This window comes from Aromatoleum petrolei (genome assembly GCF_017894385.1).
Classification (GTDB): domain Bacteria; phylum Pseudomonadota; class Gammaproteobacteria; order Burkholderiales; family Rhodocyclaceae; genus Aromatoleum; species Aromatoleum petrolei.
In genome coordinates this window covers 5316469-5338282 of sequence record NZ_CP059560.1, presented here as the reverse complement: position 1 = coordinate 5338282, position 21814 = coordinate 5316469, and the positions used below count along the sequence as shown (strand labels likewise).

Below are 21814 nucleotides of genomic sequence, written 5' to 3'. Positions count from 1 at the left end.
CGCAGGGGCGGCTGCCGCGATACGTGGTGGCCGCCCGGATCGTTCCGGAATCAATCGCTGGAGACCAAGATGCATTTCCTGATCCGCTGCCTGGAAGGGCTCGCGCTCGGCATGAACCGGCTCGCCGCCGTCGCCGCCGTGCTGATGAGCGTGTTCGTGTTCCTCGGCGTCGTAATGCGCTACTTCGTCGGCGCGCCCTTCGCCTTCTCCGATGAATTCATCGGCCTGCTGTTCGCCACGATGGCCTTTCTCTCGATGCCGCTGGGCCTTGTGATGCGCCGTCACATCATCCTCGACATCGTCACGCGCGGGCTGCAGGGGCCGCTGCGCCACTTCGTCGACATCGGCGCGACCGTGATCCTCACGACCTTCAGCGTGTGGTTCCTCGCGCTCTCCTACGATTTCGCCGATTACTCGCGCCTGCTCGACGCGCGCTCGGACATCGGCTCGATGCTGCTGTGGCCGTGGATGGCAATGCTCCCGCTGTGCACCGTGGTGCTGGTGCTCGTCAGCGTCGGCCAGTTGTTCGACAGCCTGCGCCAGCTTGCCGGGCACGACTCGCTGTTCGCGCTTGCCGGCGAGGAGGAAGGGCTATGACCTGGGGCATCCTTTCCACGAGCATGCTGGTCCTGATGGTGACCGGCGCGGTGCTGGGGGCGGCGCTCGGGCTCACGGGCCTGATCCTGCTGCAGTTCCAGGTGGGCGACGCGAGTTCGCTCGCGGTGCAGGCGGTGTGGAACACCTTCACCGACTTCACGCTGAGCGCCGTGCCGCTGTTCATTTTCCTCGGCGACATCCTGATGGCGAGCGGCATCTCGGGGCGCATCTACAACGGCCTCACGCCGTTGTTCCATCGCTTCTCGGGCAAGCTGCTGCACACCAACATCGCGGTGTGCACGGTGTTCGGCGCGGTCAGCGGTTCGAGTTCGTCGACGGCGGCGGCGATCGGCTCCGTCGGCTACCCCGAGCTGGTGAAGCGCGGCTACGACCCGGCGACCGTCATCGCCTCGCTCGCGGCCGGCGGCACGCTCGGCCTGCTGATCCCGCCCAGCCTGTCGCTGCTGATCTATGGCGCCACGCAGGACGTGTCGATCGGCAAGCTCTTCCTCGCCGGCATCGTTCCGGGCCTGCTCATTGCCGGCCTGTTCTCGGCCTACATCGCGGGTCTGTGCTACTTCCGCAAGGACCTCGCGCCGCGTACCGACGAACGTCCGGGCTGGGGCGAGATCCTGCATGGCCTGAAGGCGATCTGGCCGCTGCCCATCCTCATCTTCTTCGTGCTCGGCACGATCTACATGGGGCTCGCGACGACGACCGAGGCGGCCGGGCTCGGCGTGGTCGCGGCCACGGTGCTGGGTTTCCTGTGGGGCGACCTGACGCTGCCGAAACTGTGGCAGTCGTTCAAGACCTCGGTGCTGATGTTCGGCACGATCGCGATGGTGCTGCTCGGTACGCTGATCCTCGCGCAGGCGATCAGCGTCCTGGGCCTGCCGAAGGAGCTCGTCGACTGGGTCGCGAAGATGGGCCTGAGCCGCTACGAGGTGCTGCTGGCGATCGTGTGCGTGTATCTGGTGCTGGGCTGCTTCTTCGACGGCATCTCGCTGCTGCTGATGACGCTGCCGATCGCCTTCCCGCTGATGATGTCGATGCAGTTCGACCCGATCTGGTTCGGCATCGTCGTCACAATCCTGATGGAGGTCGGCATGATCACGCCACCGGTGGGGCTCAACCTCTTCGTGCTGGTGACGATCTCCAAGCGCAAGGTGAGCCTCGGCGAGGCGTCGTGGGCGACCGTGCCCTACTGGCTGATCATGCTCGGCGTGATCGGGCTGTTCACGGCCTTCCCGGAGATCGTCACCTTCGTGCCCAACCGGTTCTTCTGAGTCCGGACATCTTTCTCCCCCCTTGGCGATCCGCGGGTTCTCCAGGCCCGTGGGTCGCTTTTTTCGTGCAGGGGCGGCGCGAGACGACTATTGCGTCCTGGAATAACAATAGCGACACAAGCGGCAACAGTCGCTGTGCGGTGCGCCGCTATCCTCATCCCTCCTGCGCGATGCCGAATTCCTCGGCGTTGTCGTTCAGGAACTGCGCGAATCGGTCCACGGTGGGAGTCGGAATGTCCTTGCGCCAGCACACGAGCGTCTCCATCGGCGGATTGCGGCCCGCCAGCGGCCGGATCACCAGTCCCTTGCGCTGGATGTTCTCGACACAGCGCGCGTACAGCGCGACGCCGATGTTCGCGGCGACCAGCCCGAAGATGCCGTCGCTGGTCGAGGCTTCCTGCGCGACGAGGGGCGAGAAATTGGCCGCGTGGCACAGCGCAAAGAAGTGCGCGCGGAAGGCTTCCCACGAATCCTTCGAGCCGAGGATGAACTTCTCGTTGGCCAAGTCGCGGATTGAGATCGACGGCTTGTCGGCGAGCGGATGCGCGGCCGGCAGCAGCACGACCAGCTCCTCGCGCGCGACCAGCAGCTGGCTCACGGTGGGCGACTCGAACGGGCCGATCAGGAAGCCGATGTCGATGCGCGATTCGAGCAGCGCGTCCTTCTGCTTCGAACTCGGGATGTGAAACAGCTCGACCTTGATGCCCGGATGGGTGTGCAGGAACTTCTCGATGATCATCGGCAGCTTGCCGTTGATCGCGAAGTCCATGTACGCGATGCGCAGGTAGCCGACCTTGCCGTCGGCAGCCGCCTGCGCGAGCAGCGATGCCTTCTCGATGTGCCCGAGCGCGAGGCGGCATTCGTACAGGAAGGTGCGCCCGGCTTCGGTGAGCTGCACCACGCGCGTCGTGCGCGACAGCAGCTCCGCGCCGACGGCCTCCTCTAGGTGCTGGATCGTGCGCGTGAGCGCCGATTGCGTCATGTGCAGGCGTTCGGCGGCGGGGCGGAATTGCAGCTCCTCGGCGACGGCGATGAAGGCGCGCATGTGGCGGATTTCGAAGCGCATGGGCGGGGGCTCGGGTGAGTGGATAGTAATTGCTGGAAGCAATAATCTGGAATCAACTGTAAATAATATTGGAAATAGTGTCGACTAGGATTCACACATCAGGGGCGGTCGCACGCGCGGTCGCGCAGCAGGTTCATTCGAGGAGGCGGGATGGCGGTAACAGGTGAGGGGGGTAGGGCGCTGCGGCGCGTGGTCGTGACGGGGTGGGGGCTCGCAACCCCGCTCGGCGTCGGCGTGGAGCGCACGTGGGCGCGGCTCCTCGCCGGCGAGTCGGGCATCCGCGCGATCGACCGTTTCGAGGTCGCCGACCTGCCGTCGCGCATCGCCGGCCTGCTGCCCGAAGGCGCCTATGCGGACGGCGGCTTCGACGCGGACGAATGGGTGCCCCCGAAGGATCAGCGCAAGATGGACCGCTTCGCGATGTACGCGCTGTGCGCCGCGGAGCAGGCGCTGCAGGACGCAGGCTGGCATCCGTCATCGCAGCAGGCGCGCGAGCGCACCGGCGTGCTGATCGGCTCGGGCATCGGCGGGCTGCCGGCGCTCGCCGAGGGCGCCCTGACGCTGGAACGTCAGGGCGCGCGGCGCATCTCTCCCTTCTTCATTCCGTCCGCGCTGGTGAATCTCGCCGCCGGCCAGGTCGGGATCCGTCACGGCCTGCAGGGGCCCACGCACGGCGTCGCGACCGCCTGCGCGAGCGGCGCGCACGCGATTGGCGACGCCGCGCGCATGGTGATGCTGGGCGATGCCGACGTGATGGTCGCGGGCGGCACGGAGGCCGCCGTGTCGCGCCTGGGCATCGCCGGCTTCTGCGCCGCCCGCGCGCTGTCGACCGGCTTCAACGACACCCCGCAGGCCGCCTCGCGCCCGTGGGACGCCGCGCGCGACGGCTTCGTGATCGGCGAGGGTAGCGGCATCGTCGTGCTCGAGGACTACGAGCACGCACGGGCGCGCGGCGCGCGCATCCACGCCGAGGTCCTCGGCTACGGCCTGTCGGGCGATGGCTACCACATCGCCGCGCCGCCCGAGGACGGCAGCGGGGCCCTGCGTGCGATGCGCGCCGCGCTCGCGTGGGCGGGTGTTGCGCCGGAGGAAGTGGACTACGTGAACGCCCACGCGACCTCGACCCCGCTCGGCGATCTCGTCGAGCTGCGCGCGCTGCGCGAGGTCTTCGGCGAACATGCCACGCGCGGCGGGGAGGGCGGGTTGTCGGTGTCCTCGACCAAGTCGGCGATGGGGCATCTGCTCGGTGCCGCGGGCGCCGTCGAGGCCATCGTGTGCATGCTCGCGCTCCGCGACCAGATCGTGCCGCCGACGCTCAACCTCGCCGAACCCCCGGCGGAGTTCGACGGCATGGACTTCGTTCCCGGCGTCGCGAAGCGCCGCACGGTGCGCACCGCGCTGTCGAACTCCTTCGGCTTCGGCGGTACCAACGCGGCGCTGCTCTTCGGCGCCGTTAAGGACTGAAGGGAGGGCGGAGCTGAATTGAACCGCAGCATGGGCGGATGTGCCGGCCATCACCGGCGCGTCGTCGATCCACACCGATTCGAAAAAATATTCGAACGAGGAGACACGAATGACTACAACGGTGCTGGAGATGCCCTGCGCCGCGGGGTCTCGTGAGGGCGTGCTGGAGCAGACGGTGGATGCGACCTATCGCAAGATAACCTGGCGCCTGATGCCCTTCCTGTTCATCTGCTACGTCGCCGCCTACCTCGACCGCATCAACGTCGGCTTCGCCCAGCTGCAGATGAAGGACGCGCTGGGCTTCAGCGACGCGGTGTACGGCCTGGGCGCCGGCATCTTCTTCGCCGGCTACTTCCTGTTCGAGGTCCCGAGCAACCTGATCCTGGAGAAGATCGGCGCGCGCAAGACGCTCGTGCGCATCATGGTGCTGTGGGGGCTCACGTCCGCGGCGATGATGTTCATCACCTCGCCGACCGTCTTCTACGTGCTGCGCTTCCTGCTCGGCGTGTTCGAGGCCGGCTTCTTCCCCGGCATGATCTTCTACCTCACCTGCTGGTACCCGGCGAACCGCCGCGCGCGCGTCATGGCGCTGTTCCTCACCGCGGTCGCGACGGCGGGCGTGGTTGGCGGCCCGCTGTCGGGCTGGGTCATGCGGACATTCGACGGGTTCAACGGGCTGGGTGGCTGGCAGTGGATGTTCCTCATCGAGGGGCTGCCGTCCTGCCTACTCGGCGTGATCGCGTACTTCTACCTCGACGATCGGCCGCAGCAAGCGAAGTGGCTCAGCGCCGACGAGAAGGCCGTCGTCGTCGCCGAACTGAAGCGCGACCACGCCGCGCGCCCCTTCTTCCACAACCACTCCTTCGGCGACGCCGTAAAGTCGCAGCGCGTGTATGCGATGGCGCTCGCGTGGTTCACCTTCATCTGCGGCGTGTATGCGATCAGCTTCTGGTTGCCGACCCTGATCAAGGGCGCAGGCGTCACCGACGTGCTCTCGATCGGCCTGTACTCGGCGATCCCCTACGGCATCGCGGTGCTGACGATGATCCTTGTGTGCCGTCACTCCGACCGCAGTGGCGAGCGCCGTCGCCACACCGTCGCCTGCGCGCTGATCGGCGCCGCCGCGCTCGCGACCATCTCGCAGACCGCCGGAAACCTGCCGCTGTCGCTGCTGGTGATGAGCATCGCCACGGCCGGCATCTTCACGCTGCAACCGCTCTTCTGGGCCATCGCGACGGATTTCCTCGGCGGCACGAAGGCGGCGGCGGGCACCATCGCCTTCATCAACAGCCTGGGCCTGATCGGCGGTTTCGCCAGCCCGACCATGCTCGGCTGGGTGAAGAGCACGACGGGGAGCCTGAACAGCGGCCTCTACCTGATCGCCGCACTCCTGACGATGGGGGCGGTGATTGCGGCGGGCTTACGGGAGCAGGGGGCGCCCGGCAGGTGATCTTCGCGGCGAGGCTAGGCCAGCACGACCGCCACCTTGGCCCATCCGCCGACCGGGGATGCCGCCCGTTCGGTGGATTGCTGTGGATCAAGAGCGATCGACGACGTTGCGGCGAGGAGTTCCTGCAATGCGATGCGCATTTCCAGCGTCGCGAGCCATCGCCCGGGGCATGCGTGCTTTCCGATGCCGTACACCAAATTTCGATCGGCGTTGCGTTCCGGATCCATGGAATCCGGGTTGCCGAAGGTCGCCTCGTCCCGGTTTGCGGAGGTCCAGTTCAACTTCACACGTGCCCCTTGCGGCAGTTGCACGCCCCCGATCGCAACAGGACACGTCGTCACACGGCGATTGGACAGGAACGGGTCGTCGATCCGCAGGATCTCGTCGATGATGGCATCGATCTCGGCGTCGGGTACGCCGGCGCGTAGGTGATCCTGCACTGCGGGATGTGTCGCCAGATAATGAATCAGCACGCCGACACACTGCGCGATGGAGCCCAGGTCTCCACCCGTCCAGTTCCGAAGAACCGACACGATCTCCGCATCGGTCAGGCGGCGGCCGCTCACTTCGGTCTGCATGAGCCGCGCGGTAAGATCGTCAGTGTCATCCCCGCGCGCCGCGCGGCGCGGCTCGAGCACCGAGAGGATCAGGTCGTCGAATGACTCCGCCACTTTCTGTGTCCAAGCCTTGTCGCCCGAGCGTGTCGCGGCGTGGTTTTCGGCCACCCAGGCCACGAGGCGATCTTCGAGATCAGCCGGCCAGCCCAGCCATGCGCTTTGCGCCCGAACGGCGAACCGGACGCCCACCTGGGACACCGCGTCGACGGCGACGTCCCTGGGCAGCGATGCGACCAAGTCGGCCGCCACCCGACGGAAGCGCTCATGGAAGGGGGCGAGCGCATCGGGCGTGAGGAAGCGATCCAAAGCGTCCCGGTATGCCGTGTGCTCGTCCGAGTCCATGCCGTTCGGAATCTGGAGATGGCTCGATACTGCGTTGGAAAACCGATCATCGCTCAGCGCCGCCTCCACGACCAGCTCGTGCCTCAGCAGCACCCACTCGCCTTGCACATTGCGCACCACACCGTGCCGGGGACGCAATTCGTCGGTGTAGGCCCTCATGTCCCTGCCCACGGCTGACAGGTCGTCAGGCATGTGATCGGTCATCCTCATCCCCTCTCATTGCGCCCCTGGCCGACGTCGGTCGATGCCCGGGTCGTTAAAACAAAACCGCCGGTGCCATCCGGATCGCATCGCCAAAGGGCGATTCGCGAACAGCTTGCCGATACATTCTAACGTCCGCCCGCCGGCGTCCGGCCGAGAGCGAGTGATTGTCTGTCAATTGTGACGGCGTCGAGCGGGTGCATCTTGGCGACGACGATCGTCGAACTCGGCCGCCGTGGGGCATCAGGCTGGTAAGATGGCACTATCTCACTGGCATCCGATATACCGCATCTAAAACGGCGAGAGTAGGTCGGCGATGGCCCACACGCAGGACGCTTCCTATTCGCACGAACGGACCGGCATGCCCAGCCCGGCGCATCTGCTCGGCGTGGCGGTCGCATTATTCCTGTTTCACGCGGTCGCGCGTTACGACTATGTGTTGTTCCACACCGCGATCGAGATCCTGCGTGTCGTGGTTCTCGGCGGGATCTTTATCCTCGCCTGGCACAGCCGGTTCTGGAGCAGGAATACCTTCCTGCGCGTGATCGGGATCTCGTCGCTCGCGGTCGCCGGCCTGGAGCTCCTGCACGCCCTGAGCTATCGCGGGCTGGCCTTGTTCCCCGGCTACGACGCGAACCTCCCGACTCAGCTCTGGATCGCCTTCCGCTACATCGAGAGCGTCTCCTTTCTATTCGCCGTTCTGGCGATGCGCGCACCGATTCCGTCGTCCCTGCTGCTCACCGGCTACGGAGCGATCGGCCTGGCGCTGAGCGGGGTGATCTTCACGGGCCATTTCCCCGACAGTTTCATCGAGGGGCAGGGGCTGACCCGGTTCAAGGTCGTGAGCGAGTTCATCATCGTGGGGGTTTTCGCTGCCGCCGCAGTCGCAATGTATCGGCGGCGCAGGGATTTCGATCGCGGAGTTATGCGCCTGCTGCTGTGTGCCCTGATGACGGGCGGGATCACGGAATTCGCCTTCACGCGCTATGTGAGCGTATTCGGCTTCGCCAACGAAATCGGTCATTACCTGTTGGGCATTTCGGCGTGGATCCTGTACCGCGCGGTCCTCGTCACGGGGCTGATCCGGCCTTTTGACCTGCTGTTCCGCGAACTGCGGCAGCGCGAATTGAATCTCGAATCCGAGGTCGCCGAACGCACGGCGAGCCTGCGCGCGAGTCAGGCGCTCAATCGCGCATTTCTCGAGAACTCGCCGGCGATCTCGGTGTTGAAGGATGCCTCGGGGCGTTACACCCTCGTCAATCGTGCCTTCGAACGTTTCGCCGGGCGGTCGCGCGACGAGATGATTGGCCGTACCGTCTACGAACTGCTTCCGGAGGCGGTTGCCCGAAAGCTCGACAACCATGATGCGCAGGTCCGCGACCGTGTCGAGCCGCTCGTGATGGTCGAGTCGATTGTTGCCGGTCAGGTCGACCGGATCTTCGAGACCGTGCGCTTTCCGGTCTTCGACGACGACGGGCACCTCAATGGCACAGGGGCCATCCTCACCGATGTAACCGAACTGCGCCTCGCGGAGGCGCGTCACGCCATGATGCTGCGAACCTCGATGGATGCGCTCGTCGTGCTCGACCCCGAGGGGCGCTTCATCGAGGTGAACGATGCGACCTGCGCACTGAGCGGTTACACGCGCGAGCAACTGCTTGCGATGCGTCTGGCGGACGTGGAGGCGGTCTACGACGAGCGGGCGCTACGCGTGGAACTGGAGCGGATCGCGCGTGCCGGCTCGGCGCGTTTCGACAGCCGCTGGCGCCGCGCCGATGGCTCGGTGCGGGATATCGAGGTCAGTGTCAACTATGTGAACCACCCGGTTGCGCCGTGCTACTTCAGCTTCGTGCGTGACATCACGGAACGCAAGGCCGCCGTCGCGCGGATCGAGCATCTCGCCCACTACGACCAACTCACCGGCCTGCCCAACAGGCTGCTGTTCGAAGAGTACGCCCGCGCCGCGCTGCAGCGTGCGCAACAGGCGCAGCGTGCGTGTGCGCTCGTGCATCTGGATCTGGACAATTTCAAGGTCATCAACGACACACTCGGGCACGTCGTCGGAGACGGCCTGCTGCGGGAGATCGGCGCGCGGGTCCGGAAACTGGGCATGGACGAATGTTGCTCCTGCCGATTCGGCGGCGACGAATTCCTGATCCTCGTCGAAGACGTTGCCGACGATTCAGCACCCGCGCAGTTCGTGCAGCAGGTGCTCGTCGAGTTCGCTCGACCGGTGGTGGTCGAGATGCACGAGCTCGTGAGTACCGTGTCGATCGGCGTGTCGATGTTTCCGCGTGATGGGGCGGATTTCGACACATTGTTCAAGAATGCGGACACGGCGACCTACGTCGCGAAGGCCGCCGGCCGCAATACCTACCGTTTCTTCGAATCCAGCATGCAGGCCGATGCGCTCGAGCGCATGCGCCTACTCGCCAGGCTGCGCACGGCGATCGGACGCGGGGAACTCCGGCTCCATTTCCAGCCGCAACTCGACCTGCTGACCGGCGCGGTGATCGGAGCAGAGGCCCTTGTCCGCTGGGAGCATCCTGAGCTTGGTCTCGTCTTGCCTGCGCGCTTCATCCCGCTTGCCGAGGATAGCGGTCTCATCGTGCCGATCGGCACATGGGTATTGCGCGAAGCCTGCCGCCAGGCCGCCGCGTGGCAGCGAGATGGGCTCCCGCCCATCGTGGTTGCGGTGAATCTGTCGGTGGTGCAGTTCCGACACGGTGATCTCGTCGAAACGGTGACGGATGCGCTGCGCGAGAGCGGCCTCGATGCGCGCTTTCTCGAATTGGAAGTGACCGAGTCCATCCTGATCGGCGATGCCGAAACCGTATCGCGCACGGTGACCCAGCTCAAGTCACTGGGATTGAAGCTGTCGATCGACGATTTCGGAACCGGCTATTCCAATCTCGCCTATTTGAAGCGTTTTGCGTTCGATAAACTCAAGATCGACCAATCCTTCGTGCGCGACATGGACTCGAATGCCGACAGCTGCGCGCTGGTGCGTGCGATCGTGCAGATGGCCCATGGGCTCGGCCTGCGCACGATTGCGGAAGGTGTAGAGCGCGCTCTTCTCGTCGAGCAACTCGTCGCCCTTGGTTGCGAGGAGGCTCAAGGCTATTTTTTCGGGAGGCCAGTGCCGCCCGACGAGTTCGCCGAATTCCTCGCGCGTAACACCGCACGTCTGATCGCCCCGACAGGATCGTAAGCCGCGGCGCACTTCGCAAGTGCTATTGCCTGGCGCATGCAGGCGTTTAGTCGTGTCGGTCCGTAACAAGCAAACGCGTGACGGATACAGGCAAAAGTCCCATCGACGGAATTCCTAACATCTCCTCCCATGAAGCCGCCATCCGTTGCGGCTGCCACCGGAAACGGTGGCGACATACCCGAGGAGACAGGACCCATGTTTGCACTGACCGACCGCATTGCCGATTTCGACGACGAGCTGCAGGCGGCGATGGAGGGCGAGTTCGAGCGCCAGGAATCGCACATCGAGCTGATCGCTTCCGAGAACTACACCAGCCCGCGCGTGCTGGAAGCGCAGGGCAGCGTGCTCACCAACAAGTACGCCGAGGGCTATCCGGCCAAGCGCTACTACGGCGGCTGCGAGCACGTCGATGTGGTCGAGCAGCTGGCGATCGACCGCGCCAAGCTCCTCTTCGGTGCGGACTACGCCAATGTGCAGCCGCACTCGGGCTCGCAGGCCAACGCCGCGGTGTACATGGCGCTCCTGGAGCCGCACGACACCGTGCTCGGCATGAGCCTCGCGCACGGCGGGCACCTCACGCACGGCGCCAAGGTGAACTTCTCCGGCAAGCTCTACAACGCCATCCAGTATGGCCTCGATGAGGCAACCGGCGAGATCGACTACGCCCAGGTCGAGGCGCTGGCGAAGGAGCACAAGCCGAAGATGATCGTCGCAGGCTTCTCCGCGTACTCGCGCGTGGTCGACTGGCAGCGCTTCCGCGAGATCGCCGACCAGGTCGGTGCGTACCTCTTCGTCGACATGGCCCACGTCGCGGGCCTCGTCGCCGCCGGCCTGTATCCCAACCCCATCCCCTTCGCCGACGTCGTCACCACCACCACCCACAAGACCCTGCGCGGCCCGCGCGGCGGCCTGATCCTCGCGCGGTCCAACCCGGATCTCGAGAAGAAGCTCAACGCGGTCGTCTTCCCCGGCATCCAGGGCGGCCCGCTGATGCACGTCATCGCGGGGAAGGCGGTCGCGCTCAAGGAAGCGCTGCAGCCCGAGTTTCGCGCCTACCAGCAGCAGGTGCTGAAGAACGCGCGGACGATGGCGGGCGTCTTCATGGAGCGCGGCTACAAGATCGTCTCGGGCGGCACCGACGACCACCTCTTCCTCGTCGATCTCGTCGACAAGGGCCTCACCGGCAAGCAGGCCGACGCGGCCCTCGGTGCGGCGCACATCACCGTGAACAAGAACGCCGTGCCCAACGACCCGCAATCGCCCTTCGTCACCAGCGGCATCCGCATCGGCACGCCGGCGATCACCACGCGCGGCCTGCAGGAAGCCGAGGCCAAGGAACTCACGCACTGGATCTGCGACGTGCTCGACCACATTGACGACCAGTCCGTGATCGCCGCCGTGCGCGAGAAGGCGAAGGCCTTGTGTGCGCGCTTCCCGGTCTATCCGGCCACCCGCTGATCGGCCCCCGGAGCGACACGCCATGGCGATCAGCGTATTCGAGATGTTCAAGGTCGGGATCGGCCCGTCCAGTTCCCACACCGTGGGGCCCATGCGTGCCGCTCTGACCTTTGCGTCCGGCCTCAAGGACGAGGGGCTGCTGCCGCGCGTGCGCCGCATCCGCGCCGAGCTCTACGGCTCGCTGGGGGCGACCGGCAAGGGCCACGGCAGCGACAAGGCGGTGCTGCTGGGCCTGGAAGGGGAGGCGCCCGATCTGGTCGACCCCGACACCATCGATGCCCGGCTCGCGCGCATCCGCGAGGGCAAGCGCCTGACGGTGCTGGGCCTCCACCCGGTGGACTACTGCGAGAAGACCGATCTCGTCTTCCTGCGCCGCCAGACGCTCCCCTACCACCCCAACGGCCTGCGCCTGATGGCCTTCGGCGAGGGCGAGGCGGAGCTCGCGAGCAAGGTGTACTACTCGGTGGGCGGCGGCTTCGTCGTCAACGAGGAGGCCGCGGGTGCGGACCGCATCGTCGAGGACGCGACCGAGCTGCCGTACCCCTTTCACAGCGCCGACCAGCTCCTGACCCAGTGCGCGGTCAATGAACTCTCCATCAGCCAGCTGATGCTGGAGAACGAGAAGGCGTGGAGGAGCGAAGCCGAGACGAGGAACGGCCTGCTGCACATCTGGAAGGTGATGCAGGCCTGCGTGCGCCGCGGCTGCGAGGTCGAAGGGACGCTCCCCGGTGGCATGAAGGTCAAGCGCCGTGCGGCGGAGATGCACCGCAAGCTCTCCGGCACGCCCGAGGCGAGCCTGCGCGATCCGCTCACGACGATGGACTGGGTGAACCTCTACGCGCTCGCCGTCAATGAAGAGAACGCCGCGGGCGGGCGCATCGTCACCGCGCCCACCAACGGCGCGGCCGGCATCATCCCGGCGGTGCTGCACTACTACTACCGCTTCATCCCCGGCGCGACCGAGGACGGCGTCGTGCGCTTTCTTGCGACCGCCGCCGCGATCGGCATCCTCTTCAAGGAGAACGCCTCCATCTCCGGCGCCGAGGTCGGCTGCCAGGGCGAGGTCGGGGTGGCGTGCTCGATGGCGGCGGGCGCCTTGGCCGAAGTGATGGGCGGCACCCCCGAGCAGGTCGAGAACGCCGCCGAGATCGGCATGGAGCACAACCTCGGGCTCACCTGCGATCCGGTCGGGGGACTGGTGCAGGTGCCGTGCATCGAGCGCAACGCGATGGGCTCGATCAAGGCGATCAACGCTGCGCGCATGGCGCTGCGCGGTGACGGCAAGCACTTCGTGTCGCTCGACAAGGTGATCAAGACCATGCGCGAGACCGGGCGCGACATGAAGGACAAATACAAGGAGACGTCGCGCGGGGGACTCGCCGTGAACGTCATCGAATGCTGAAGACGAGGAGATAACATCATGCAGCATTACTCAGGATTCGGGCTCGTCAAGCACGCGCTCAGCTACCATGAGAACTGGCAGCGCGCCTGGCGCAATCCGACGCCGAAGAAGAAGTACGACGTGATCGTCGTCGGCGGCGGCGGCCATGGGCTCGCGACCGCCTACTACCTCGCCAAGGAACACGGCATCACCAACGTCGCGGTGGTCGAGAAGGGCTGGCTCGGCGGCGGCAACACCGCGCGCAACACCACCATCGTGCGCTCGAACTACCTGTGGGACGAGGCCGCGTGGCTGTACGAGCACGCGATGAAGCTGTGGGAAGGCCTGTCGCAGGATCTCAACTACAACGTCATGTACTCCCAGCGCGGCGTGATGAACCTCGGCCACACGCTGCAGGACATGCGCGACATCCACCGGCGCGTGAACGCCAACCGCCTCAACGGCATCGACGGTGAGGTGCTGGACGTGAAGCAGATCCAGGAGATCGTGCCGATCATGGACTGCTCGAAGAACACGCGTTACCCGATCATGGGCGCCTCGTGGCAGCCGCGCGGCGGCGTCGCCCGCCATGACGCGGTGGCCTGGGGCTTTGCGCGCGGCGCCGATGCGCTGGGCGTGGATCTCCTGCAGCAGACCGAAGTCACCGGCATCCGCAAGAACGGCAACAAGGTGCTGGGCGTCGAGACGACCCGCGGCTTCATCGCCGCCGACACGGTGGGGGTCGTGACTGCCGGCAACTCCGGCGTGCTCGCCAAGATGGCGGGTTTCCAGCTGCCGATCGAATCGCACCCGCTGCAGGCGCTGGTGTCCGAGCCGATGAAGCCCATCCTCGACACCGTCGTGATGTCGAACAAGGTGCACGGCTACGTCAGCCAGTCGGACAAGGGCGACCTCGTCATCGGCGCCGGCATCGACGGCTACAACGGCTACGGCCAGCGCGGCAGCTACGCGACCATCGAGCACACGCTGCAGGCCATCGTCGAGATGTTCCCGATGTTCTCGCGCGTGCGCATGAACCGCCAGTGGGGCGGCATCGTCGATACCTGCCCGGACGCCTGTCCGATCATCTCGGCCACGCCCGTCGGCGGCCTGTTCTTCAACTGCGGCTGGGGCACGGGCGGCTTCAAGGCCACCCCCGGTTCCGGGAACGTCTTTGCGGCGACGCTCGCCGCGGGCAAGGCGCATCCGCTCGCCGCGCCGTTCTCCATCGACCGCTTCATCAGCGGCAAACTCATCGACGAACACGGCGCCGCGGGCGTCGCGCACTGAGGAGGAGCAGGACACCATGCTGCACATCTACTGCCCGCACTGCGCGGAAACCCGCGAGGAAGAAGAATTCCGCCCCAAGGGCGAGGCCCACATCGCCCGCCCGGTGGAACCGGAAGCGACGAGCGACGAGGACTGGGGCAACTACCTCTTCTTCCGCAAGAACCCGCGCGGCCTGCACCACGAGCTGTGGTACCACGCCGCCGGTTGCCGCAAGTTCTTCAACGTCACGCGCGACACCGTGAGCTACCAGATCCTCGAAACCTACAAGGTCGGCCAGAAGCCCTCGGTCACCGCTGACAAAGGAGCGGCCAAATGAGCCAGCAGAATCGTCTCGGCACCGGCGGGCGCATCGACCGCAGCCGCCCGCTGCGCTTCACCTTCAACGGCGTCGACTACCAGGGCTTCGCCGGCGACACGCTCGCCTCGGCCCTGCTCGCCAACGGCGTCGATGTCGTGGGCCGCAGTTTCAAGTACTCCCGCCCGCGCGGCATCGTCGCCGCCGGCGCCGAGGAGCCGAATGCGATCATGCAACTGGGCGCGACCGAAGCCGGCCAGGTGCCCAACGTGCGCGCCACGCAACAGGCGCTCTACGGCGGGCTGGTCGCCGCGAGCACCAACGGCTGGCCGAACGTCGAGCGCGATCTCATGGGCGTGATCGGCAGCGTGGGCGGCAAGTTCATGCCGCCGGGCTTCTACTACAAGACCTTCATGGCGCCCGCCTCGATGTGGCCGAAGTACGAGAAGTACATCCGCAAGGCCGCGGGCCTCGGACGCGTGCCCAAGGAGAAGGATCCGGACATCTACGACCACATCAACCGTCACTGCGACGTGCTGGTGATCGGCGCCGGTCCCGCGGGTCTGGCGGCCGCGCTGGCAGCCGGCCGTTCCGGCGCGCGCGTGATCCTGTGCGACGAGCAGGAAGAGATGGGCGGCTCGCTCCTCGATTCGCGCGAGCTCATCGACGGCCGTCCGGCTTCCGCCTGGGTCGCCTCCGTGCTCGCGGAACTGGCGACCCTGCCCGACGTGCTGATCCTGCCGCGCACCACCGCCAACGGCTACCACGATCACAACTTCGTGACCCTGCACGAGCGCCGCACCGAACACCTCGCCGACCTCGCGCCGAGCGTGAACGGCCGCCGCCAGGTGCGCGCGCGCATGCACCGCGTGCGCGCCGGTGAAGTGATCCTCGCCACCGGGACCCACGAGCGTCCGCTCGTCTTCGCCAACAACGACGTGCCGGGCTGCATGGTGGCGGGCGCCGTGTCGACCTACATCCGCCGCTACGCCGTCGCGCCGGGCCGCCGTCTGGTGCTGTCGACCGCGAACGACCACGCCTACCGCGCCGCGCTCGACTGGATTGATGCCGGCCGCGAAGTGGTCGCGATCGTCGATGCGCGCGAGCACCCGGACGGCGACCTCGTCACCGAGGCGCGGTCGCGCAACATCCGCATCATCCCCGGCAGCGCGGTGATCGAGGCGCAGGGCAAGAAGCGCGTCTCCGGCGCGCTCGTCGCCCGCATCGACATCGGTTCATTCCGCGTCACGGGCCGCGTCGAGACGCTGTCGTGCGACACCCTCGCCAGTTCCGGCGGCTACAGCCCGGTCGTGCATCTGGCGGCGCACACCGGCGCCCGCCCCGAGTGGCGCGACGATCTCCTCGGCTTCGTGCCCGGCAAGGTGCCCGGCATGACCCCGGTGGGCGGCGTGCACGGCAAGGGTGCGCTCGGCGACGCGCTCGCCGACGGCGCCGCGGCCGGCACGGCTGCCGCCCAGCGCACCGGCTTCCAGATCGAAACCCCCGCACTGCCCAAGGTCGCCAAGGTGCGCGAAGGCAAGGCCGCGGCGCTCTACCAGGTGCCGCACGTGAAACCCGCGATGCGCGCCCCGAAGCAGTTCGTCGATCCGCAGAACGACGTCACCGCGGCCGGCATCGAACTCGCCACGCGTGAGGGTTTCGAGTCGATCGAGCACGTCAAGCGCTACACCGGCATGGGCTTCGGCACCGACCAGGGCAAGCTCGGCAACATCAACGGCATGGCCATCGCGGCGCGCTGCCTCAAGCAGACCATCCCGCAGACCGGCACCACGGTGTTCCGCCCGAACTACACGCCGATCACCTTCGGCGCCATCGCCGGCCGCCACTGCCGCGAGTTCTTCGACCCGCGCCGGTTCACCGCGCTGCACGCCTGGCACGTCGAGCATGGTGCGAAGTTCGAGGAAGTGGGCCAGTGGATGCGCCCGTGGTACTTCCCGCAGGGCAACGAGACCATGCACCAGGCGGTGCAGCGCGAGTGCCGCGCCGTGCGCGAAGGCGTCGGCATCCTCGACGCCTCGACGCTGGGCAAGATCGAGATCCAGGGCAAGGACGCGCGCGAGTTCCTCAACCGCATCTACACTAACGCGTGGACCAAGCTCGACGTCGGCAAGTGCCGCTACGGCCTCATGTGCAAGGACGACGGCATGGTGATGGACGACGGCGTCACCGCCTGCATCGCCGAGAACCACTTCCACATGACCACCACCACCGGCGGCGCCGCCGCGGTGCTCGACTGGATGGAGCTGTGGCACCAGACCGAGTGGCCGGAGCTGGAGGTGTACTTCAACTCGGTGACCGACCACTGGGCGGCGATGGCGATCAACGGCCCCAACGCGCGCAAGCTGCTGGCCGAGCTCACCGACGACATCGACCTCTCCAAGGACAACTTCAAGTTCATGGACTGGCGTGCCGGTACGGTGGCAGGGGTGCCGGCGCGCGTCTTCCGCATCTCCTTCACCGGCGAGCTGTCGTTCGAGATCAACGTGCAGGCCAACCACGCGGTGCACGTGTGGAAGGCGCTCTTCGACAAGGGCGCGAAGTACGGTCTGACCCCCTACGGCACCGAGACCATGCACGTGCTGCGCGCGGAGAAGGGCTTCATCATCGTCGGCCAGGAGACCGACGGCTCGATGACGCCGGAGGACCTCGGGATGCAGTGGTGCGTGGGCTACAAGAAGCCCTTCTCATGGATCGGGCGGCGCGCGCTCACGCGCCCGGACACGAAACGCGAGGATCGCAAGCAGCTCGTCGGCCTCAAGCCGCTCGACCCGCAGCTCGTGCTGGATGAAGGCGCGCAGATCGTGCTGGAGAAGGAGATCAGGATCCCGATGCCGATGGTCGGGCACGTCACCTCCAGTTACTTCAGTCCCACGCTGGGCCACTCGTTCGCGCTCGCGGTCGTCAAGGGCGGCAGCCAGCGCCTGGGTCAAACCGTTTATCTGCCGATGGCCGACGGCCGGGTGCATGCGGCCGAGGTCGTGAGCCCGGTCTTCTATGACGCAGAAGGAGCACGTCATCATGTCTGATTACGCACAAATGGAACTCAATCCGCGCGGCGCGGTGAAGTCGGAGTCGCCGCTGGCGAGGGTGCGTCCCGCGGTGGTGCAGGCGGCCTCGCCGCAGGACGCCCGCGTGGTCGTGTCGGAGAAGGCCTTCCTCGGCCACCTCGTGCTGCGCGGCAACGCCGGCGACGAGGCGTTCCGCAGCGGTGTCGAGCGTGCGCTGGGGCTCGCGCTGCCGCTCGAGCTGGGGCCGATCTCGCTCGACGAGGCGCGCGGCGTGAGCCTGCAGTGGATGTCGCCCGACGAGTGGCTGGTGATCGTGCCGGCCGGTCTGGAGTTCGAGGCGGAAGCCGCCCTGCGCCGCGAGCTCACCGGCCACTACGCGGTGATGAACACGAGCGGCGGGCAGACGGTGCTGGAACTGGCCGGTCCCGGCGTGCGCGAGCTCTTGATGAAGTGCACGCCCTACGACGTGCATCCGCGCGCCTTCCCGGTGGGGAAGGGTGTCACGAGCGTCTTGGCGAAGGCTTCGGCGGTGATCCGGCGTGTCGGCGACGAGCGCTGGGAACTGGTGATCCGGCGCAGCTTCGCGGACTACCTGTACGCCTGGATCCTCGATGCGGCCGAGGAGTTCGGGGTCTGCGTCGCGCCGGGCGAACCCGTCGGCACCAGCGAGCGTAGCCCGGTGCGCGCGGCAGTGCTGCACGGCTGAACGTCCGTCTCGGCGCGCACGCGGAAACGGAGTCGGTGAGCACCACCGACTCCGTTTTCACGTGAAGCCTGCCGAAACGCCTCGTCGCGGGATTGCTCGCGGCTGTCGCAAGACGGCATGTCAAGGTCCGGTCGCTGATTTATCTTGGGTTTTCGCAACATCAAACGGGAACGAACATGAACCAGATCTTCATCGACGACATCTGCGCAGACGCGCAGGTCGGTATCTACCCGCATGAGCTGGTCGGTTCGCAGCCGGTGTCGATCACCCTGCGCCTCGGCATCGGTGGCCGCGCGGCGCGCAGCGACCGAATCGAGGACACGATCGACTATGCGGAGCTGGTCGCGCGCCTGCGCAAGTACCTCGCCGAGCGCCGTTTTGCGTTGCTCGAACACCTCGCCGATTCGCTGGCCGGTGTGATCTTCGACGAGTTCCGTCCGAGCTCGATAAGCCTGTCCGTGCATAAGCCCCGGGTGCTCGAAGGCGTCGGCCGCGTCGGCGTCATGATCGAACGCAGGTACGACGAATACGTGGCGCAGGTTCCTATCCCGCTGCAGCAGGCGGCCTGATCCGCATTTCGAAATGCCAAAGACCTCCTGATCGAGTTCGCCTGAGAACGACCATGGGACGCCGGGAAGATGCCGTGCCGAGTGACGAAGCCGTGACGCGCGTGCGTTTCGACTTTCCGAACCTGGATGGGCACGAAGGGCCGCTGGTCTTCGAGCAGCCGTCCGAGACCATCGAAGCCTGCGAGGTGTCGCAGGTCCGCGAGGCGGTTGCCCGTGCGGATCGTGCTGCCCGAGAAGGGAAGTGGGTCGCGGGTTTCGTCTGCTATGAGGCCGGTGCGGCCTTCGACCCGGCGTTTCGTTTCCGGGGCCGGGCCGAACTGCCGCTCGTGTGGTTCGGCGTCTTCGACACGCCGGTCGGCGCGCATGCCCGAACGCAGGCGTCGACGCCAGCCTTCGACTGGGACTTGTCGGCCGGGCGCCCACGATACGAGCAGGATATCGCGACGATCCTCGAGCACATCCGCGCGGGCGATGTGTATCAGGTCAACCACACGCTGCGCCTGGCTGGACACTACGTCGGCGATTGGCAGTGCCTTTACGAGGGGCTGCGAGAGAGACAGGCGACAGGGTATTGCGCCTGTATCGAGCTGGGTCGGCACCGCATCCTGAGCGTTTCGCCCGAATTGTTCTTCTCCCGCGAGAAGCAGCGCCTGACCTTCAAACCGATGAAAGGCACGGCCCGCCGCGGCGCGTCGGAGGAGCTGGACCGCGCGCTGCGGGATTCGCTCGTGACCGCGGAAAAGGAGCGGGCCGAGAACCTGATGATCGTCGATCTCATCCGCAACGACCTGTCACGAATCGCGCAGCCGTATTCCGTGTCGGTGCCATCGATGTTCTCCGTCGAGGAATATCCGACGGTATGGCAGATGACCTCGACCGTGACGGCCGACATTGCGCCCGATACCGGCCTGGAAGAGATCTTCGCGGCGACCTTTCCCTGCGGATCGATCACCGGCGCGCCGAAAATCGAAGCGATGAAGATCATCGCGGAACTCGAAACGGGGCCACGCGGAATCTATTGCGGCGCAATCGGAATGTTGCGCCCGGGCGGCGATGCGGTTTTCAACGTCGCGATCCGTACGCTCGCCGTGGATGTCGTTTCCGGCACCGGCCAATACGGTGTCGGCAGCGGCATCACCGCCGATTCGATCGCCTGCAACGAATACGACGAAGTCCTCGCCAAATGTCTGGTGGTGCAGGACTTCGTTTCCAGCACATGAGGTAAATCCGGTTTATGGAAAGACGCCGACGAGCACACGAAGGCAGTTCTCCCTCTCCCCCCTATGCTCCCTCGCGTGTGGCGTCTTTCCTTTTTATTCACGACAGCAATAGCCCCAGGAGAACACTGTGCCCAGGGATGTAGCCAAGAAACTGAAGCAGGCTTTCAGCGCCGCGCAGGACGAGGCGCAACGCAATGCCGCGGTCCTGGCATTGCTGAGGCACAGTCTCGATTTGGGGCACCGCCGGCTATCGTTGAAGCGCCTGGAGGCCGCGGTCAGTTTCGGGGCCGTGCTCGACGCGGAGGACCTGCACCGCTGTGCAGATCTTGCGCTGGGGATCAGTGATCCGCGCATTCATGCTCGACTGGCGCTGCTGAGCCGTCAGCTTGACGGCGCGCGTTGTTTCTCGTCGTTGTGAGCAAGGCAATTCGCTCATGCAGATCGAAGAGATGATTCCGAGCCCGAGTCACAAAGCCCCGGAGCATGGAGGCAGGCTGCGGGCCGCGGCTGTCCGCTATGGCATTCCACTTTCAGAATGGCTCGACTTGTCAACCGGGGTAAGTCCCTTCGGCTGGCCGGTGCCCATGCTCTCCGCACGCGCATGGGCACGATTGCCGGAAGAGGACGACGGCCTTGAAGATGCGGTCGCAGCCTACTACGGAAGTTCGAACGGGCTTGCGGTGGCCGGCTCGCAAGCCGCGATACAGACGCTTCCCGCCTTCTTTCCGCGTAGTTCGGTGGTCTGCCTGTCCCCCCTCTACAATGAACACCCGCATGCATGGAGGGCACACGGACACGCTGTCCGTCTGCACCCGTCCGGCGACCTGCGCGGTGCGTTGGCCTTCGGATCGCAACACATCGTCCTGTGCAATCCGAACAATCCGACCGGTCATCGCTATGGAGGGGGCGAATTGCTCGAGACGGCCGCATCGCTCCGGGCGCGGAATGGCGTTCTCGTTGTCGACGAGGCCTTCATCGACGTGAGCCCTGAAGTGAGCCTTGCCCCGATTGCAGGGTCTGAGGCTGCACCGAACCTTATCGTCCTGCGTTCCCTTGGCAAATTTTTCGGTCTGGCGGGCGCGCGGGTCGGGTTTCTCTTTGCTTCAACCGAGTTGCGCCACCGCATTGCATCACGCCTCGGCCCGTGGGGGATTGCAGGACCCTCGCGCGAGGTCGCTCAAATGGCATTGTCGGATTTGGCGTGGCAGCGCGACATGCGCCCATGCTTGCGCAGCGCCGGGTTGCGCCTGACGCGATTGCTTGAGCCGATGGGCGTGGTAGGCGCGACGCCTATGTTCACGACGGTCGCTCCTGCACGAGCGAGCATGATTCATGATTTTCTCGCCCGAGCCGGCATCCTGACCCGGTATTTCGACGATGGCGCCTTGATACGTTTCGGGTTGCCTGCCTCCGAGGATTCATGGGGCAGGCTTGAGACGGTACTCGCCTCGGCGCAGCATCACGTGATTTGAGCAGTGGCCTCATTCGCGAACGGCTAGAACTGATCTCGAAGTGCTCATCGGCGAGGGGCGCGCATGAGGGCGTGCCGTGAAGCCATCGGGGCGTACATGGACGCCCCCGATTTGCCCAGCATTCACGTGATGATGGTTAGAGGGCAAGCTTGCAGCCGTA

At 66.1% G+C, this 21814-nt stretch carries 17 protein-coding genes; 15 read left to right on the top strand and 2 right to left on the bottom strand.

The window, feature by feature from the left end:
* The first annotated feature begins 69 nt into the window (after nt 1-69).
* Complete coding sequence (locus ToN1_RS24350; RefSeq protein ID WP_169206737.1) at nt 70-597, top strand: TRAP transporter small permease; 528 nt, start codon at nt 70-72, stop codon at nt 595-597.
* The gene (locus ToN1_RS24345) at nt 594-1883 is read left to right on the top strand and encodes a TRAP transporter large permease (RefSeq protein WP_169206736.1); all 1290 of its coding nucleotides are present in this window, start codon (nt 594-596) and stop codon (nt 1881-1883) included. The genes ToN1_RS24350 and ToN1_RS24345 overlap by 4 nt, the downstream gene beginning before the upstream one ends.
* A gap of 154 nt (nt 1884-2037) precedes the next feature.
* Here the strand turns inward: ToN1_RS24345 and ToN1_RS24340 are convergent, their stop codons facing one another.
* Nucleotides 2038-2949, bottom strand: a complete 912-nt coding sequence (locus ToN1_RS24340) for a LysR family transcriptional regulator (protein WP_169206735.1) — start codon at nt 2947-2949, stop codon at nt 2038-2040.
* A 150-nt stretch (nt 2950-3099) separates the two neighbouring features.
* Here ToN1_RS24340 and fabF point away from each other — a divergent pair, with 150 nt between their 5' ends.
* Both fabF and ToN1_RS24330 read left to right on the top strand, forming a co-directional pair.
* Nucleotides 3100-4413: a beta-ketoacyl-ACP synthase II gene (gene fabF, locus ToN1_RS24335; RefSeq protein WP_210147928.1), complete on the top strand. Its 1314-nt coding sequence runs from the start codon at nt 3100-3102 to the stop codon at nt 4411-4413.
* A 109-nt stretch (nt 4414-4522) separates the two neighbouring features.
* Nucleotides 4523-5863, top strand: coding sequence for an MFS transporter (locus ToN1_RS24330; RefSeq protein ID WP_169206734.1), 1341 nt, complete (start codon nt 4523-4525; stop codon nt 5861-5863).
* Nucleotides 5864-5877: 14 nt separating this feature from the next.
* Here ToN1_RS24330 and ToN1_RS24325 read toward each other — a convergent pair whose 3' ends face one another.
* Entirely contained in the window at nt 5878-7026 is a 1149-nt protein-coding gene (locus ToN1_RS24325; protein WP_169206733.1) for a cytochrome P450, read from the bottom strand.
* Between the two features lie 313 nt (nt 7027-7339).
* Here ToN1_RS24325 and ToN1_RS24320 point away from each other — a divergent pair, with 313 nt between their 5' ends.
* From ToN1_RS24320 to cobD, 11 genes are all read left to right on the top strand, one after another.
* Entirely contained in the window at nt 7340-10234 is a 2895-nt protein-coding gene (locus tag ToN1_RS24320) for a bifunctional diguanylate cyclase/phosphodiesterase (protein WP_169206732.1), read from the top strand.
* 195 nt (nt 10235-10429) lie between these two features.
* Complete coding sequence (gene glyA, locus ToN1_RS24315) at nt 10430-11692, top strand: serine hydroxymethyltransferase (RefSeq protein ID WP_210147905.1); 1263 nt, start codon at nt 10430-10432, stop codon at nt 11690-11692.
* 22 nt (nt 11693-11714) lie between these two features.
* Complete coding sequence (locus ToN1_RS24310; RefSeq protein ID WP_169208892.1) at nt 11715-13094, top strand: L-serine ammonia-lyase; 1380 nt, start codon at nt 11715-11717, stop codon at nt 13092-13094.
* Nucleotides 13095-13112: 18 nt separating this feature from the next.
* Nucleotides 13113-14363 (top strand): sarcosine oxidase subunit beta family protein, encoded by a 1251-nt coding sequence (locus ToN1_RS24305; RefSeq protein WP_169208893.1) that lies wholly within the window; start codon nt 13113-13115, stop codon nt 14361-14363.
* 16 nt (nt 14364-14379) lie between these two features.
* The gene (locus ToN1_RS24300) at nt 14380-14679 is read left to right on the top strand and encodes a sarcosine oxidase subunit delta (protein ID WP_169208894.1); all 300 of its coding nucleotides are present in this window, start codon (nt 14380-14382) and stop codon (nt 14677-14679) included.
* Nucleotides 14676-17705 carry a sarcosine oxidase subunit alpha family protein gene (locus ToN1_RS24295; RefSeq protein WP_210147927.1) on the top strand — a complete coding sequence of 1010 codons (3030 nt, stop codon included), beginning with the start codon at nt 14676-14678 and terminating at the stop codon, nt 17703-17705. The genes ToN1_RS24300 and ToN1_RS24295 overlap by 4 nt, the downstream gene beginning before the upstream one ends.
* Nucleotides 17698-18393: a sarcosine oxidase subunit gamma gene (locus ToN1_RS24290; protein ID WP_244860894.1), complete on the top strand. Its 696-nt coding sequence runs from the start codon at nt 17698-17700 to the stop codon at nt 18391-18393. Before ToN1_RS24295 ends, ToN1_RS24290 begins: the two co-directional genes overlap by 8 nt.
* Before the next feature lie 176 nt (nt 18394-18569).
* Complete coding sequence (locus ToN1_RS24285; RefSeq protein ID WP_169207002.1) at nt 18570-18962, top strand: dihydroneopterin aldolase; 393 nt, start codon at nt 18570-18572, stop codon at nt 18960-18962.
* 53 nt (nt 18963-19015) lie between these two features.
* Nucleotides 19016-20182 carry an aminodeoxychorismate synthase component I gene (gene pabB / locus ToN1_RS24280; protein ID WP_169207001.1) on the top strand — a complete coding sequence of 389 codons (1167 nt, stop codon included), beginning with the start codon at nt 19016-19018 and terminating at the stop codon, nt 20180-20182.
* A gap of 127 nt (nt 20183-20309) precedes the next feature.
* Nucleotides 20310-20600 carry a hypothetical protein gene (locus tag ToN1_RS24275; protein ID WP_169207000.1) on the top strand — a complete coding sequence of 97 codons (291 nt, stop codon included), beginning with the start codon at nt 20310-20312 and terminating at the stop codon, nt 20598-20600.
* Nucleotides 20601-20616: 16 nt separating this feature from the next.
* Nucleotides 20617-21654, top strand: coding sequence for a threonine-phosphate decarboxylase CobD (gene cobD / locus ToN1_RS24270; protein WP_244860892.1), 1038 nt, complete (start codon nt 20617-20619; stop codon nt 21652-21654).
* Nucleotides 21655-21814: the final 160 nt, after the last annotated feature.

Coding starts and splice junctions, on each gene's coding strand:
- ToN1_RS24350 (WP_169206737.1), top strand. CDS start 70: ATGCATTTCCTGATCCGCTGCCTGGAAGGGCTCGCGCTCGGCATGAAC.
- ToN1_RS24345 (WP_169206736.1), top strand. CDS start 594: ATGACCTGGGGCATCCTTTCCACGAGCATGCTGGTCCTGATGGTGACC.
- ToN1_RS24340 (WP_169206735.1), bottom strand. CDS start 2,949: ATGCGCTTCGAAATCCGCCACATGCGCGCCTTCATCGCCGTCGCCGAG.
- fabF (WP_210147928.1), top strand. CDS start 3,100: ATGGCGGTAACAGGTGAGGGGGGTAGGGCGCTGCGGCGCGTGGTCGTG.
- ToN1_RS24330 (WP_169206734.1), top strand. CDS start 4,523: ATGACTACAACGGTGCTGGAGATGCCCTGCGCCGCGGGGTCTCGTGAG.
- ToN1_RS24325 (WP_169206733.1), bottom strand. CDS start 7,026: ATGACCGATCACATGCCTGACGACCTGTCAGCCGTGGGCAGGGACATG.
- ToN1_RS24320 (WP_169206732.1), top strand. CDS start 7,340: ATGGCCCACACGCAGGACGCTTCCTATTCGCACGAACGGACCGGCATG.
- glyA (WP_210147905.1), top strand. CDS start 10,430: ATGTTTGCACTGACCGACCGCATTGCCGATTTCGACGACGAGCTGCAG.
- ToN1_RS24310 (WP_169208892.1), top strand. CDS start 11,715: ATGGCGATCAGCGTATTCGAGATGTTCAAGGTCGGGATCGGCCCGTCC.
- ToN1_RS24305 (WP_169208893.1), top strand. CDS start 13,113: ATGCAGCATTACTCAGGATTCGGGCTCGTCAAGCACGCGCTCAGCTAC.
- ToN1_RS24300 (WP_169208894.1), top strand. CDS start 14,380: ATGCTGCACATCTACTGCCCGCACTGCGCGGAAACCCGCGAGGAAGAA.
- ToN1_RS24295 (WP_210147927.1), top strand. CDS start 14,676: ATGAGCCAGCAGAATCGTCTCGGCACCGGCGGGCGCATCGACCGCAGC.
- ToN1_RS24290 (WP_244860894.1), top strand. CDS start 17,698: ATGTCTGATTACGCACAAATGGAACTCAATCCGCGCGGCGCGGTGAAG.
- ToN1_RS24285 (WP_169207002.1), top strand. CDS start 18,570: ATGAACCAGATCTTCATCGACGACATCTGCGCAGACGCGCAGGTCGGT.
- pabB (WP_169207001.1), top strand. CDS start 19,016: ATGGGACGCCGGGAAGATGCCGTGCCGAGTGACGAAGCCGTGACGCGC.
- cobD (WP_244860892.1), top strand. CDS start 20,617: ATGCAGATCGAAGAGATGATTCCGAGCCCGAGTCACAAAGCCCCGGAG.